At 44.7% G+C, this 13,207-nt stretch carries 14 protein-coding genes; 10 read left to right on the top strand and 4 right to left on the bottom strand.

Going from position 1 to position 13,207, the window contains the following annotated elements:
• Positions 1 to 100 precede the first annotated feature (100 nt).
• From ACQCVH_RS13180 to ACQCVH_RS13140, 9 genes are all read left to right on the top strand, one after another.
• Positions 101 to 982: a TetR/AcrR family transcriptional regulator gene (locus ACQCVH_RS13180; RefSeq protein WP_426836121.1), complete on the top strand. Its 882-nt coding sequence runs from the start codon at positions 101 to 103 to the stop codon at positions 980 to 982.
• Between the two features lie 93 nt (positions 983 to 1,075).
• Positions 1,076 to 1,753, top strand: coding sequence for a Dph6-related ATP pyrophosphatase (locus ACQCVH_RS13175; RefSeq protein WP_426836120.1), 678 nt, complete (start codon positions 1,076 to 1,078; stop codon positions 1,751 to 1,753).
• A gap of 22 nt (positions 1,754 to 1,775) precedes the next feature.
• Complete coding sequence (locus ACQCVH_RS13170; RefSeq protein WP_426836119.1) at positions 1,776 to 2,483, top strand: YwaF family protein; 708 nt, start codon at positions 1,776 to 1,778, stop codon at positions 2,481 to 2,483.
• A 94-nt stretch (positions 2,484 to 2,577) separates the two neighbouring features.
• Positions 2,578 to 2,799 (top strand): hypothetical protein, encoded by a 222-nt coding sequence (locus ACQCVH_RS13165; RefSeq protein ID WP_426836118.1) that lies wholly within the window; start codon positions 2,578 to 2,580, stop codon positions 2,797 to 2,799.
• A 134-nt stretch (positions 2,800 to 2,933) separates the two neighbouring features.
• On the top strand, positions 2,934 to 3,296 hold the full coding sequence (locus ACQCVH_RS13160) for a hypothetical protein (protein WP_426836117.1): 363 nt from the start codon (positions 2,934 to 2,936) through the stop codon (positions 3,294 to 3,296).
• A gap of 9 nt (positions 3,297 to 3,305) precedes the next feature.
• Positions 3,306 to 3,779 (top strand): hypothetical protein, encoded by a 474-nt coding sequence (locus tag ACQCVH_RS13155; RefSeq protein ID WP_426836116.1) that lies wholly within the window; start codon positions 3,306 to 3,308, stop codon positions 3,777 to 3,779.
• A gap of 45 nt (positions 3,780 to 3,824) precedes the next feature.
• On the top strand, positions 3,825 to 5,711 hold the full coding sequence (selB, locus tag ACQCVH_RS13150) for a selenocysteine-specific translation elongation factor (RefSeq protein ID WP_426836115.1): 1,887 nt from the start codon (positions 3,825 to 3,827) through the stop codon (positions 5,709 to 5,711).
• 289 nt (positions 5,712 to 6,000) lie between these two features.
• Positions 6,001 to 6,972, top strand: coding sequence for a C40 family peptidase (locus ACQCVH_RS13145; protein WP_426836114.1), 972 nt, complete (start codon positions 6,001 to 6,003; stop codon positions 6,970 to 6,972).
• A 182-nt stretch (positions 6,973 to 7,154) separates the two neighbouring features.
• Positions 7,155 to 7,853, top strand: coding sequence for a CotO family spore coat protein (locus ACQCVH_RS13140; RefSeq protein ID WP_426836113.1), 699 nt, complete (start codon positions 7,155 to 7,157; stop codon positions 7,851 to 7,853).
• Between the two features lie 63 nt (positions 7,854 to 7,916).
• On the opposite strand, the gene ACQCVH_RS13135 is transcribed toward ACQCVH_RS13140, so the two are convergent.
• The 3 genes from ACQCVH_RS13135 to ACQCVH_RS13125 form a co-directional block, all read right to left on the bottom strand.
• Positions 7,917 to 8,468 (bottom strand): CotY/CotZ family spore coat protein, encoded by a 552-nt coding sequence (locus tag ACQCVH_RS13135; RefSeq protein WP_426836112.1) that lies wholly within the window; start codon positions 8,466 to 8,468, stop codon positions 7,917 to 7,919.
• A 147-nt stretch (positions 8,469 to 8,615) separates the two neighbouring features.
• Positions 8,616 to 9,158 (bottom strand): hypothetical protein, encoded by a 543-nt coding sequence (locus tag ACQCVH_RS13130; RefSeq protein WP_426836111.1) that lies wholly within the window; start codon positions 9,156 to 9,158, stop codon positions 8,616 to 8,618.
• 238 nt (positions 9,159 to 9,396) lie between these two features.
• On the bottom strand, positions 9,397 to 10,473 hold the full coding sequence (locus tag ACQCVH_RS13125; protein ID WP_426836110.1) for a glycosyltransferase family 4 protein: 1,077 nt from the start codon (positions 10,471 to 10,473) through the stop codon (positions 9,397 to 9,399).
• A 141-nt stretch (positions 10,474 to 10,614) separates the two neighbouring features.
• On the opposite strand from ACQCVH_RS13125, the gene ACQCVH_RS13120 reads away from it, so the two are divergent.
• The gene (locus ACQCVH_RS13120) at positions 10,615 to 12,354 is read left to right on the top strand and encodes a glycosyltransferase (RefSeq protein WP_426836109.1); all 1,740 of its coding nucleotides are present in this window, start codon (positions 10,615 to 10,617) and stop codon (positions 12,352 to 12,354) included.
• A gap of 45 nt (positions 12,355 to 12,399) precedes the next feature.
• Here the strand turns inward: ACQCVH_RS13120 and ACQCVH_RS13115 are convergent, their stop codons facing one another.
• On the bottom strand, positions 12,400 to 13,176 hold the full coding sequence (locus ACQCVH_RS13115) for a sulfotransferase domain-containing protein (RefSeq protein ID WP_426836108.1): 777 nt from the start codon (positions 13,174 to 13,176) through the stop codon (positions 12,400 to 12,402).
• Positions 13,177 to 13,207 lie beyond the last annotated feature (31 nt).

Raw genomic sequence — 13,207 nt, 5'->3', positions numbered from 1 at the left:
GGTTAACTCTTGACTACATGGTCATTTTTGCATGACTTAGTTAAACTAGTCAAGAATGAATGTGTTTATAGAATGTGCAGGCATTAAGATATGAGGTGTGATGATGAACAAACGCGAAGCGATTTTAGAAACGGCTGTTGAGCTTTTCGCTGAAAAAGGATACAGCCAGACTTCCATGCAGGAAATTGCGGACGGTGTAGGGATTGCAAAAGGATCACTGTATTCTTTTTTTTCATCAAAGGAAGATCTGATCATTTCCATTTATGAGCATTACCAGCAGCTGGTCTTTGAAAGGGTCCTTGTCATCGGACTGGATACGGATCTGGATCCTAAGCTGAAGCTGGAAAAGCAGTTCAGTGCCCAGTTTGAAGGGATACTTGAATATAAAGCGTATATGAAGATGCAGATGCGCGGAGAGACGGCTGTTAACAGCGAAAAGATTGCAGGGATGGAGCACAGGATGAGGGGAAGATTGTTTTCCTGGCTCCAGAAAAGCCTGATTGAGCTGTATGGGGAAAGAATCAGGACATATCAATGGGATCTGCTGTTCATGATTCAATCGATCTATCGGACATATATGATGCTGATGGTGTCTGACCAGGCTAAGATCGAACCGGATGAGATCGGCGTCCATTTAGTCCGGCAGCTTGATGCGGTGGCGAATGATTTTCTTGAAAAGGGCGGAAATCCGGTTCTTACGGATGAAATGATGAAGCATTTTGTCGTTCATATGGATAAGGAAGGCGCTTTTGTTTCATTTGAAAAAAGGGAACAGGCATGGAAGGATCTGTACAAAAAGCTGAATGTAATGGAACCGGCAAAATCCTCCTGGTTAAAGGAAATAGCAAACAGGATTTCAGAGGAAACAAAAAAATCACATCCTGAAGAAATCATTCTGGAGGGACTGTTTGCTCTGCTGAAGCAGGATCCGGATATTGAAAGGGAATCCAAGGAACTGGAAGTGGAAATCCTGAATGGCTGACCGGTGGGTGAGAGACAGCTTTCAAGTATGCAGTTCAAATAGCGTTCATGATAAAATGAGTACAGAAGATTCAATTAATAGGGAGCTGGAAAGATGAAAAGAGCAGCACTTTCATGGAGCGGAGGCAAAGATGGGTGCATGGCCCTCGATAAACTGGTAAAAGAAGGGGTGAAGGTTGAATGTCTGCTGACGACAGTGCCAAAGGAAATGGGCAGGACCTTCGGCCACGGTGAAAAGCGTGAACTGATCCTTCTGCAGGGAGAAGCACTCGACATTCCCGTCCGCTTTATTGAATGCACGTTTGAAGGGTATACTGATTCTTTTATCTCGGCATTAAAGGTGGTAAAAGAAGAGTATGGCCTCAACAGTATCGCTTTTGGGGATCTCTACCTGGACGAACACCGGGAGTGGGGAGAAAAAGCGGCAGCGGCTGCAGCTCTGGAAGCATCCTACCCGTTATGGATGAAGGAAGATGAAGCACTGGCTGCGCTGGAAGCGTTTGTGGATTCAGGATATAAAGCAAAGGTGATCAGGGTCCGGGAAGATGTCCTGGGTGATGGGTGGCTTGGCCGGGAGGTGGACGAGTCCTTTGCCAGGGACATTCAGCATACCGCAAGCTGCCCAATGGGGGAAGCGGGCGAATATCATACGTTTGTTTACAATGGGCCTCTTTTCTGCAAAGAAATCGGATTTCATATAGGGGAAATCATTCAGATGGAGACGACCAGGCGTTTGGAGCTGGAGGACTTTGCCCTCAAAGATAAAGACTAATACATAACAGAGGAGGATGACTGTGGCACAGCTTTTCGGGCACCATTCAGTTCTCTATCCTTTTGCGGCATTTTCCCTGGCGCATTGGACCATGCTGGCTGTCTTTGCCGCAGGCTCTTTCGCCCTATACGCTTTTCGAGCGTACTTAGGTACTCATGAGAAAGCCGTGAGAGGGATATTTTTTTCAGGCTTGCTTGTATTGGAGTCGCTGTATCATTACTGGCTGTATAAGGCAGGAGTATGGGATGTTTCCTTTACCCTGCCATTGCAGCTATGCTCCATCAGCCTGATTCTCTGCTTGATCCTTCTTGCATCAGGATCAAGACTTATATTTCAAATCGTTTACTTTATCGGAATCGCGGGTGCTTTGATGGCCGTGCTGACGCCTGAATTATTTTTTGGCTTTCCCCACTTCCGATATTTTCAGTTTTTTATCACTCATATTCTCATTATCTGGAACTGCCTTTACTTTGTTTTTGTCAAAAAATATGCACCGACTCATAAGGGGATGTGGCTGAGCTTCCTGTTTCTGAACATATCAGCAGGGATCGCGTATCTCGCCAATAAATGGACAGGCGGAAATTATATGTTTCTGGCCTATAAGCCATCAAACGGTTCGCTGATTGATTTTCTTGGTCCTTATCCTTACTATATTGCTGCGCTTGAAGGGATAGCGCTGATCATATTTTATCTCTTGCTTCTCCCTTTTGCCATTTGGAATAGGAAATGAATAAGAGCCTTCTTCGATGAAGCTGAAGGGCTGTGCATATTGTGTTCCTTCCTGTCTATAATAAGCTGTATAGTGCATCGGGAAGGAGAAAACCATGAAAAATCTGCGGTTTTTATTAAAAGATGGGACGAAAGCGGATCAGATTGCAGAAGATCTTCGCGTCCAGCTCGTAGTCAACAGGTATCAGAATGTGAGCGTGACCTCTGTTCCGAGAAGGAATGAAGTGATTGTACAGTTTCCTGAGCAGAGCGGTATGATTGAAGAAACAGTCGAAAGCTTCATGAAAGATTATCAGACAGGCGAAATGCTCGAATAAATGAGCGGCCCTCCCTTATATATGGGGAGGGCCGCTTTGTTGAGGATCTATTGTCTTCCTGTGCTTAATGATGGCATGCTTCACCATGGATTGCTTATAATGAGTGTAAACATAATAAATGGAGGGTTTTCCGGGTGAAAATCGGCATAGATGCAGGAGGGACTCTTATAAAAGCGGTTTATGAAGAAAATGGGTTCCATCATAAGAAGTATGAGTATGATGCGGCAGATCAGGCGCTTTCCTGGCTGAAGATGATGGCTCCTGCTGCAAGACTTGCTCTGACAGGCGGAAAAGCAGCCATTTTAAAAGAAGCGTTCTTTCCAGACGCTGCGGTTATCCCCGAATTTACCGCCACATGTAATGGGGCTGCCCATTTGCTCAAGGAAGCAGGCTGTTCAAGCAGGAAAATCCTGCTGGTCAATATGGGAACAGGTATCTCCTGGTATAAGCTTGAAGATGGAAGCTTTGAACGAGTATTGGGCAGCGGAATCGGTTGAGGCACATTTGTGGGACTTGGAAAACTGCTGACAGGAGAAGCTGACTTCCGCCGCCTTGCAGAGCTGGCAGCTGACGGGAGCAGAGAGAAGGCAGACCTGCTCGTCGGCGACATTTATGGAGATTTAAGCTGGCTTCCTGATAGCGATCAAACAGGTAAACATCATCATATCAATGCCGGTGTGGATGTACCGTTAGACAGCAAACTGACGGCCGCCAATTTTGCCAATCGCCGGGAGACTCCCTCCAAGGCGGATAAGATGGCAGCGCTCTCCAATATGATCGCTGAATCAGCTGTTCTGTTGACTGCACAGGCTGCCAAGCTGAATCATTCCGAGAAGGTTTACTTTATCGGGAATACTCTGACGGGAAATGTTTCTCTGAAGCAGGGCCTTATGAAGTACTGCGGAATGATCGGACTGGACGCCGGCTTCCTGGCTAATGGTGAGTTCAGCGGGGCGTTGGGAGCATATTTATCCATATAAACAGAACAGAAAATCAATTTTTGAAAAGATAAAGTAGGTGCATTTGTGGGAAAGAGATATTTTACAATCGGCATGGCGGGCCATATTGATCATGGCAAAACATCGTTGACGAAAGCGCTGACGAATGTTGATACTGATCGGCTGAAAGAGGAAAAAGAGAGGCAAATCTCGATTGAGCCTGGTTTTGCCCCTTTGTATGAAGATGAAGAAATGGAAATTTCGGTCGTCGATGTCCCCGGACATGAGCGATTTATCAGACAGATGATTGCCGGTGTGGCGGGAATCGACCTGGTTATTCTTGTGGTGGCGGCTGATGAGGGTGTCATGCCGCAGACGAAGGAGCATTTGCAGATCCTTGATTTTCTTGGCGTGGAAAAAGGGATCGTCGCCATTACCAAAATTGACCGTGTCGATGAGGAATTTATCAGCCTCGTAGAGGAGGATATCCTTTCAGAACTGGAGGGAACAGTCTTTGAGGGATCAGCCTCCATTCTTGTAGACAGCCTCTCCCACAAGGGAATTGAAGTACTGAAAGGCTTAATCCTGAATGATCTGAAGGAAGTAAGGCCGCGAAGCAGTTCAGGAGCCTTCAGGCTGCCGATTGATCAGGTTTTCACGGTGAAAGGGCAAGGAACTGTCATAAGAGGGACAGTATTCGAGGGAGCTGTAGAAGAAGGGCAGCCGCTGAAGATCATGCCATCCGGACTGGAGACAAGGGCAAGGCAGATCCAGGTGCACCGCAGGCAGGCTGACAGGGCTTTTGCCGGCCAAAGGACAGCCATTAATCTGACCGGTGTTGCCAAGGAAGAGATCAGACGCGGGCAGGTTCTTGTCTCAGCGGATGCCTATACGGTAACAAATGTCTTTGATGCCAGCATCCGTACTGCTGATCATCTCGACTATATCATCAAGCAGAGAATGCCGGTGAAATGCCATATCGGGACGGCTGAAGTGATGGGCAGAATTGTTTTCTTTGACCGCAATGAATTAAAGGAGGAGAAAGACGAAATCCTTTGCCAGATCAGATTGGACGAAGAGGTGGTCACCAAGAGGGGAGATCGTTTTATCCTAAGGAGACCAAGTCCGGCTGAAACCATTGGGGGAGGATGGGTTATTGATCCCCTTGGCCAAAAATACAAATTTGGCGAGGAGACGGTTTCACTGCTCAGCAGGAAAATGGAGGGAACTCCATATGAAAGAGTCGCGGAAGCGCTCAGGCTGAATCCCGGCATGAAGCCTGGGGACTTGGCAAGGACGATTTCGGCTGATGAGGAAACGGTCTTGGATATACTGGCTGAGGATGATTTCCTCAAGATCAGCCAAACTGAATACGCATATAGTGAGACGGTGGAGGAAGCCGAGTCAGATATAGAGGCAAAGCTTCAAGATTTCCACCTCTCTTTTCCGATGAAAAAAGGTCTTAATAAAGCGGAGCTGGTCCAATCCATCGCCGGGGAGTACGGCAGGGTTCTAGCGGAATATTCGGTTGAGAACGGAATTCAGGAAGGGAAATGGAAAAAGGATGAGCAGTGGATCCGTTCCAGCAGTTTTGTGCGTGAGATACCGAAGAACTGGAGGAAGCGGGCAGAAAACCTGCTTGCAGAGCTGAAGGGCGACCAGCTGCAGGTGCAGCATCTGAATGATTATTTTGCCAGATCAGGCATACCGGCAGAGCTGAAGACTGACATGATCCATTATATGACGGATGAAAATCTGATCCAGCCGATTGATGGCCACTTCTTTTACCATTCAGAGGTCTTCGGTGCAGCCGTCAAAAAGCTTCGGGAAAAAACCGGCGGCAGCTTTGAAGTGGGGGAAGCGAAGGATATCCTCGGATTGACAAGGAAGTACATCATTCCGTTCCTTGAGAAGCTGGATCAGATGCAGCTGACAGGGCGCGAAGGAAACAACAGAATCTGGAAGCAGCAATAAGATCAATAAAGCACCCGTTCAGGCAGCGGGTGCTTTTTGTCATCCATCCATTTCCTTTTTTGAATTGACATATTTTTTGGGTCTTAGGTACGTAGCATTTTTTTATATAAAGTCCCTTGCGAAGGAAACATGAGGTAAAAAACCTATTTGCCTGTGGAAAATTAAAGTTTTATATCCTTAATTATCCTTATCGTAAAAGAAGTTCCAGCCACTCCATATATTTCACATATCCTTCACCTGGGCTAATTACTAGAATTAGGGTGTGATAGTAATTAAAGGAGTGTACACCATGAAAAAACAACTTTTAACAGTGGCAGCCGCAGCAGGCATTATGCTGACTCCTTTTCAGGATACTGCGAGCGCACATGAACAAACACATAAAGTAGCATCAGGAGACACGCTTTGGAACATCTCCAGGCAATACCAAATCGCTGTCAGTGAGCTTCAAAGCTGGAATAAGCTCAGCAGTTCAGTCATATACCAGGGCCAGGAGCTTTCAGTCATCGCTCCACACAGTCATAATTCCGGATCTTCATCAACCTCTTCTGTGCATATTGTTCAGCCGGGGGACACCTTATGGGGAATCAGCCTCAAGTATAATGTCAGTGCAGCAGCCCTTAAGGAGTGGAACGGCCTTTCAGGTGATACCATCTACAAGGGGCAGTCCCTTTCAATTAAAGCGGCTGCGCAAACTGCCGGGAGCTCAGCACCCGTGCAAAGCGCATCAAGCTATACCGTGCAAAAAGGGGATTCCCTATGGGCAATTGCCAGCAGAAACGGAACTTCCGTCCTTCAGCTTAAGGCCCTTAATAACCTTTCAGGGGACCAGATTTATGCTGGACAGACCCTGATCCTAAAAGGAACAGCTGCAGCTGCCAAGCCTCCCGCACCGGCACCTGTTTCTTCTAAGGCAGATGTAATCATCAACGAAGCGAAAAAGTATATCGGCGTGCCATATAAATGGGGAGGAAGCACAACAGCAGGCTTTGACTGCAGCGGCTATATCAATTATGTATTCAAGAAGGCGGGGATATCTATCCCGAGAACCGTTGCGACCATCTGGTCTGCAGGAAAGCCGGTTTCCTCGCCGTCACCGGGAGACATTGTCTTCTTTGAAACCGGGACAGGCCCTTCACATGCAGGGATCTATCTTGGCGGCAATCAATTCATCCATTCCGGCTCCTCTACAGGAGTGACGATCAGCGATATGTCCTTGAATTATTGGAAGACGAGGTATTTGGGAGCAAAGAGTTTGCACTAACATTAACAAGCAGGCCATTTTATATGGTCTGCTTTTTTGTATTTCTTTTAATCGTAACACAGCCTGTTATGCAGGATCCTGACAGCAAATCGTCCACCATGATTTAACAAACCACCTATTAAGTAACAAGAATCCATAATCCTGGCGTATACATAATAAAAAAAGTAAAAGGTGGCGTTAAGGTGAATTCAGGAAAGAATAAAGGAAACCCCACTGAACAGTCGCAGCATTTTGCTGATGAGAATAATGAGGAGAAGGAAAATACGGCAGGCAATAGGCTTTCAGTTTTTACAGAACAGGATATTTTTATGGATGCGGATGGGGTGCCCACTAGAATTTCATCTGATCAATCAGTGGCTGATGAGTATTCCAGCTTGCCGCAAAGTTTTTATAATCCTGCAGGAAAGTGGCGAGAAGAGCCCAATGGAATTAGTACTGAGAAGGTTATTCCGAAAGATGAAGAGAAGGCAGAAGAAGCCGAAATAGGCATAGATAAGTCTGATCACATACCAGAGGAAAAAGACCAAAGAAAAACCGAAGGTCAACAATATGTAAATTCACCAAAAGCAAGCGAGGCGAAGATTCCCTCAAGTGAACTGCAAGAGGATAAAGCGTGTACTGTTACTGAAAAAGATACTTCAAAAAAGATAAAGCCCTTTAGTAAAATGTCCTTGATTGAAAAGCTGGAATACTTAACCTCCCCTCCCTATTATTTAAGGAGAATGTTTGTGGAAATTAATACTAAAGATCGCTTGTATATTGGGTATGTGCGTTCCTATTCAATTGACGAAAGTTCCATAACTCTAGCTAATATGAATACATTCAAGTATTATAGCATTGAAATTGATGAGGTAATCAATATTAAAATAATAGGCTTATAATCTAGCAGATTGAGAAAAAACAAGCGCCCTTTGTGCATAAATGTGCACAAAGGGACGTTTGTTTTAAATTCCTGCTGGAACAGCATTAACTGCAGGCAGGCAAGATACGCCACAGAAGCAGTTTAAGTCGACATTGATGCAAATGCCAGTCCGTGTGAATGTTGCAGCTGGAATAGTCTCCAAGCATGCATCTGTTAAATCAGCAGGCGATGGGCCAGGCGGTACGTCAGCAGGTGCACAAAGCAGCTCCAGTACAGCACAGCATTTGTCTGTATCAACAGATGTAACCCTGAAGAAGGTAGAGGTTGCATAGACAAGAGCAGTAGTGCCTGCACCAGTTGTAGGCCTTCTGAAGCCTTGTGCAATGAACACATTGCCGCAGAATCCGCCAGTAACTGTTGGTGGTCCTCCAGCTCCAGTATTTGAGTTTTGTGAATTACAAATTAGCTGAACCGGCACGGTGTTGAAATTAGTTGGTGCCAACCCCCCTATTAATTCACGAACAGATTCTGAACAGCTGCCTAGACAACCATGAACATCCTGCTGGGCATCAGCGATTTCGGCTAAAACATCACAGACGCAGCTGCCTGTATCGAAGTGATCTCCACAAACCATTGTGTTTCCTCCTTAAAAAATGTAGTATAACTTGTATCCATACCATCATATGAGGAATGCATATATTGGTTCGGGTAGATAACCTAATTTTAGAAGAAAAGAAGCCTTTTTTATCCGCTGATGATTTAGGAGTAAATATAATAGAAATTACCTAGACTCTTTTTTAAGTAGCGATTTCCCATAAAGAAGGGTAAGTTTTGCTTCAGACAATTCGAGAAGCAGGGCAAGATGTTCAGTCAATGCTTTGAGCTTGGCTGTATCCTTTAAACTTAAAATATATTCTATATTTCCGCTTTCATCCCTCAGATTAATATGACTGTCATCTGGATTTTTTACATCTTGAACTTGTTCTTCCTCAATAAATGGCTTATCTTCCTGAACCGTCTCCTCCAGCAGCAGTATATTAAATAAGCGGTATTCTACCAAAGAGTACCTGAACCATTGATACTCATGCCTGAGTATCTGGCTGAAGAGTGTCAGCTCTTTCATTGGGCTGCTGGCTGGATGGGCAGTCAATAGATGAAGAACGATATTTTCGTTTAATTCTTTAATATCAATTGTTTTCTGTCCTTTGAATTGATCATTGAATTTTTTGGCAGCAGCCAGGATTTCATTTTTCCTTTTTGAAAAGTTCGTTGGTGCCAGATCTGAAGGCTGAGCTATAGACAGCTGCAGTTTATAAACATACATAAATTCACCTCATTAAAAGCTTTTTAACATTAGTGTATTATGTTTCCTGAGATTTGGCACTTTTTAGGGAAGGCAAAAGTCGGGCCAAGCCGGCTGTCAAAAATAATGGATTCAACCAGCATCGAGCTTGTCTCTCTGCATATAATATGACTACAGTTCAAGAAGAACTGGAAACAAACCATTGTGTCAGACTCCTTTATATAAATAACGGCTGCCTTATGGGCAGCCGTTATTTATTTCATGACATCAGCTGAAGTTCACGAAGCATGCTGATAAAATTTTCAGCATAAAGTTCAGGTGTGAAATGCATTTGGATATGGAGGGAAGCAGCGTTGATGATATTGGCCCGCAAGTGTCGGTTGAGGAGAAGCTCATTGCCCTGTTTGACTGCAGCCCGCAGATCACCCTGCTGAAAAAGCATGCCGGTGTGGTTATGATGTATGAAGCTCAGTATGCCATCAGAATTAGAGGCGAGGACAGGGCAGCGGCAGCTCATCGCCTCCAATACTGAATAGCCGAAGCCCTCTACTTTGGAAGTAGTGCACAAAAAGCCGCCTGAATCTCCGATCTTTGAATAATACCCTGCCATTTCTTTATGCGGGACATTATTGAAGACTTCAATGTGTGATTCGATTTTAAGCTCTTTAATCAGCTCCTCAAAATCAAGCTTTTCTTTTGCTGCGGCAAGCGTATTATCCTCAAATATCCATAGCTTCAGCTGGGGATGCGTTTTAATGAGGGAAGCGCCTATTTTCAGAAAGTCGCGCCAATTCTTATTTTCCTCCAGCCGGCCTACCCATCCTGCAATTGGAGGATAAGTGCCTCCGGTCTTTCTGTAAGAAAATTGGGTGATATCCAGGCAGTTGTGAAAGCAATATTTGTTTTTGGACGGATAGTATTGATTAATTAAGGAAATAAGATGCGGTGTGTGGGGATATAGTATGGCATTGGCATGGGCATGCACGATTTCCTTTGCATCTCTTAGCCAGTAGTCAGCAGCAGCATAATCTCCTAGGCCCTGGACCTCATATATCAACACTCCTTCATAATTCAATCTGCGCGCTCTCTCAAGAAACAAATGGTCGGAACAGACGATAATAGCATCGTATTGGCCCTGGGTTATAATCGCTTTAATTTCTTTGTCGGAGCTTGCCACAAAGATGGTTTCATTTTCAATATTCTGAAGGCCCGGGCCATTGGCATAATAAAGGTAATCGAAGGATACGCCATAGGGCTTCAACGCAGACGTCCGCTGGCGGGCCAAGGTTTCAACGCCTCCGCTTGGATAATAATAGGCAAATAAAATTTTAAGCACAATATTTCTCCTTTCAGAGCTTGATAACGTATCATATGAAGCTTGTTCAATTACATTCCTGGATTTTTCCAAAAATGGACTCACTCATTTTATACAGTTTCATATTTTGTCAATAAGTGAGAACGTAAGGAGAGATCCAGGATGGAATCAAAAGTCTCAGTCGTCATCCCCTTTTATAATTGCCCTTATATTGATCAGGCAATTGAGAGTGTGCTGAATCAGACATATAAAAATGTCGAAATCATCGTGGTTAACGATGGTTCAACCGTGCATAAAGAAAAAATAGAACCTTACCTAGGCAGGATCCGTTTTTACGGGAAAGGCAATGGCGGGACGGCGTCTGCCCTTAATGCCGGATTCCGCCTTGCCACCGGCGACTATATTACCTGGTTAAGTTCGGACGACCTGATGAAGGAAAGTAGGATAAGCAGGCAGCTTGTATTCATGAAGGAAACCAATAGCAAGATCAGCTATTGCGATTATTCGCTCATTAATGAACAAGGAGAAGTGACGGTTGCGAACGCAGGCCTTCATTATTCCGATCCCCAAGTATTCTATGAACGCATGAAGTATGGCAACCATATAAACGGCTGTACCGTCATGATGAAAAAAGAGGTTTTTGACTCTGTCGGCCTTTTTAATGAGCAAAAGAAATATACACAGGATTATGATTACTGGCTGAGGGTGATGGAAAAATATTCATTTATATATTTAAATGATCCGCTCGTTTCCTACAGGGTCCATAGAAATATGGGATCAAAAATACATTCAGCCCAGCAGCTTGCGGAAATCAATATGATTAAGGAGCAGTACGGAGACAAATTGGAACTATTAAAAAGAAAGCAAAAAAAACAGCTGCGCCTCACTTTTCCCATCTTAACTCTTTGCAAGGGCGGGGCCCAGAGGATGCTGGCGGAAATAGCCAATGGATTAGTGCGTAAAGGCCATGAAGTAATTATTTTAATGCCGCCGCAAGGGGTGGTTGAGTACGAGGTGGCTGCTAAAATCATCCGCTCAAAGGAAGCGGTCCTTAGTGCGTCCGATTATCCGGAGAGTGATTATATCATATCAAATTTCCATACTACGGTGGATTCTGCACAGAAGGCAAGTGAAGCAAAAAAGGGTATCCATATCCGATTCAGCCTTTGTTATGAGCCAATGTTTCTTCCGGAGCAGCACTTGTCCTTCCAAACTTACCATCAAACAAAACATTTGGTTGTTTTGTCGCAATATCAGCAAAAGCTCATTGAATTGAACCACGGCATAAAAGGCCATATCATCCCGATTGGGGTCAGTCCCGGCTTTACAAACTTACATTTGAGAGGAAATAACGAAAAACTTAATATCAGCAGTATTGTCAGGCTCCCGGAAGGCGGCTTTTCCTGGCAAAGGGGACAGGATTATCTGATTGAGGTGCTTCGCAGGATTAAACTCGATTACCCGAAGGTATCCATCAACCTGATCTGCCCGCCAAATGAATTCAAGGCTTCCTCCCAGTTAAAAGCACTGGCAGAGTCAGGGGAGTTCCGTTTCGTTACCCCCGAGAGCGATGCCAGCCTGATCCGCTATTATAATGAGGCTGATATATTTGTCACTTCCTCTGTTTTTGAAGCGGCGCCTTTGCCGGGATTGGAGGCAATGAAATGCGGAGCTGCCCTGGCGGCGGTTTATGCCGGCGGAAATACAGAGTACTGCAAGGACGGAATCAACTGCCTGCTTTCCTACCGTTATGAGAATAATCTTTATCATGACCTTGCCAGGTTAATTAATGATACAGATTTAAGAACAAGGCTTGCCCTTCAGGGGGAGCTGGATTCTGCCGCCTGGACATGGAGCAGGAGTGTAGACGAATTCGAAAAAATCATCTACTCAATCAATTAATAAACAAAGCTTGAATTCTAAGAATTCAAGCTTTGTTTATGCTTTCTACCAATTATCATCCTTTTCGTATCCCAGATTGATGAGCATGTGGCCTGCATGGCTTTTAAATTTTGCTTTAATTTCCTCATCGAACTCATTCCGCCACTCACCCTGGGTTCCTTTGCGGAATGTTCGCGCCTCTGTTGGCCTGATATTCTGCAGCATCCTGTTTACCAGTTCTTCTTTCGGTATGGGAAGTTCCTGAGGGTGGAATAAATATTCTGCCAGGCTGCCCAGGACCCTTCTTTTTTCTTCCTCAGAACCAGTCAGAGATTCATAGGAAATGTGGAACGTACTCTTATCTCCAAGCCAGTCGTAATAAGGCTGAAAGAATTTATAAAATCCAAGCCATTTTCCTTCAATCGGGGTAAGCAGTGCCAGGATGCGATCTCTTGATGTTAAATAGAGATGATTGAAATCCTCGTGCAGCGGATGCTCTATCCATTTATCCCGGATAAAATATGCCAAAGACACGAGGACATCTCTGGGATCACGATAAATAAAGATATGTTTGAATCCCAGGTCTGCCAGCAAAGCGCTGTATTCTTTTGAATAATTCACATGGCCGACACCAAATTCATTTTCTTTCAGAAGCTTAAGGCGCTTCATATGGTCATCCCGGTAATATTCGAAAGGATAGAGCTCCGAGAAAAAACGCTTCTGGGCGACATGATCTGATGACAATCCCGGAATTCCGGTCAAAATCTGATGCAAAAAGAAAGTGCCGCTTTTAGGGACAGAGGACATCAGAAAAGGCGGCAGCAAGATGGATTTTTTGGACAAAATAATCTCTCCTAACCTTCATCAATATTTC

The sequence above is a fragment of the Bacillus infantis genome (genome assembly GCF_050107595.1).
Taxonomy (GTDB): domain Bacteria; phylum Bacillota; class Bacilli; order Bacillales; family Cytobacillaceae; genus Bacillus_AB; species Bacillus_AB infantis_C.
The sequence above is the reverse complement of the archived record's forward strand: the minus strand, read 5'-3'. Positions and strand labels throughout refer to the sequence as shown.

Bases quoted from the DNA above. Each gene is read 5' to 3' on its own strand.
- ACQCVH_RS13180 (WP_426836121.1), top strand. From the start codon at position 101: ATGATGAACAAACGCGAAGCGATTTTAGAAACGGCTGTTGAGCTTTTC.
- ACQCVH_RS13175 (WP_426836120.1), top strand. From the start codon at position 1,076: ATGAAAAGAGCAGCACTTTCATGGAGCGGAGGCAAAGATGGGTGCATG.
- ACQCVH_RS13165 (WP_426836118.1), top strand. From the start codon at position 2,578: ATGAAAAATCTGCGGTTTTTATTAAAAGATGGGACGAAAGCGGATCAG.
- ACQCVH_RS13145 (WP_426836114.1), top strand. From the start codon at position 6,001: ATGAAAAAACAACTTTTAACAGTGGCAGCCGCAGCAGGCATTATGCTG.
- ACQCVH_RS13135 (WP_426836112.1), bottom strand. From the start codon at position 8,468: ATGGTTTGTGGAGATCACTTCGATACAGGCAGCTGCGTCTGTGATGTT.
- ACQCVH_RS13130 (WP_426836111.1), bottom strand. From the start codon at position 9,158: ATGTATGTTTATAAACTGCAGCTGTCTATAGCTCAGCCTTCAGATCTG.
- ACQCVH_RS13120 (WP_426836109.1), top strand. From the start codon at position 10,615: ATGGAATCAAAAGTCTCAGTCGTCATCCCCTTTTATAATTGCCCTTAT.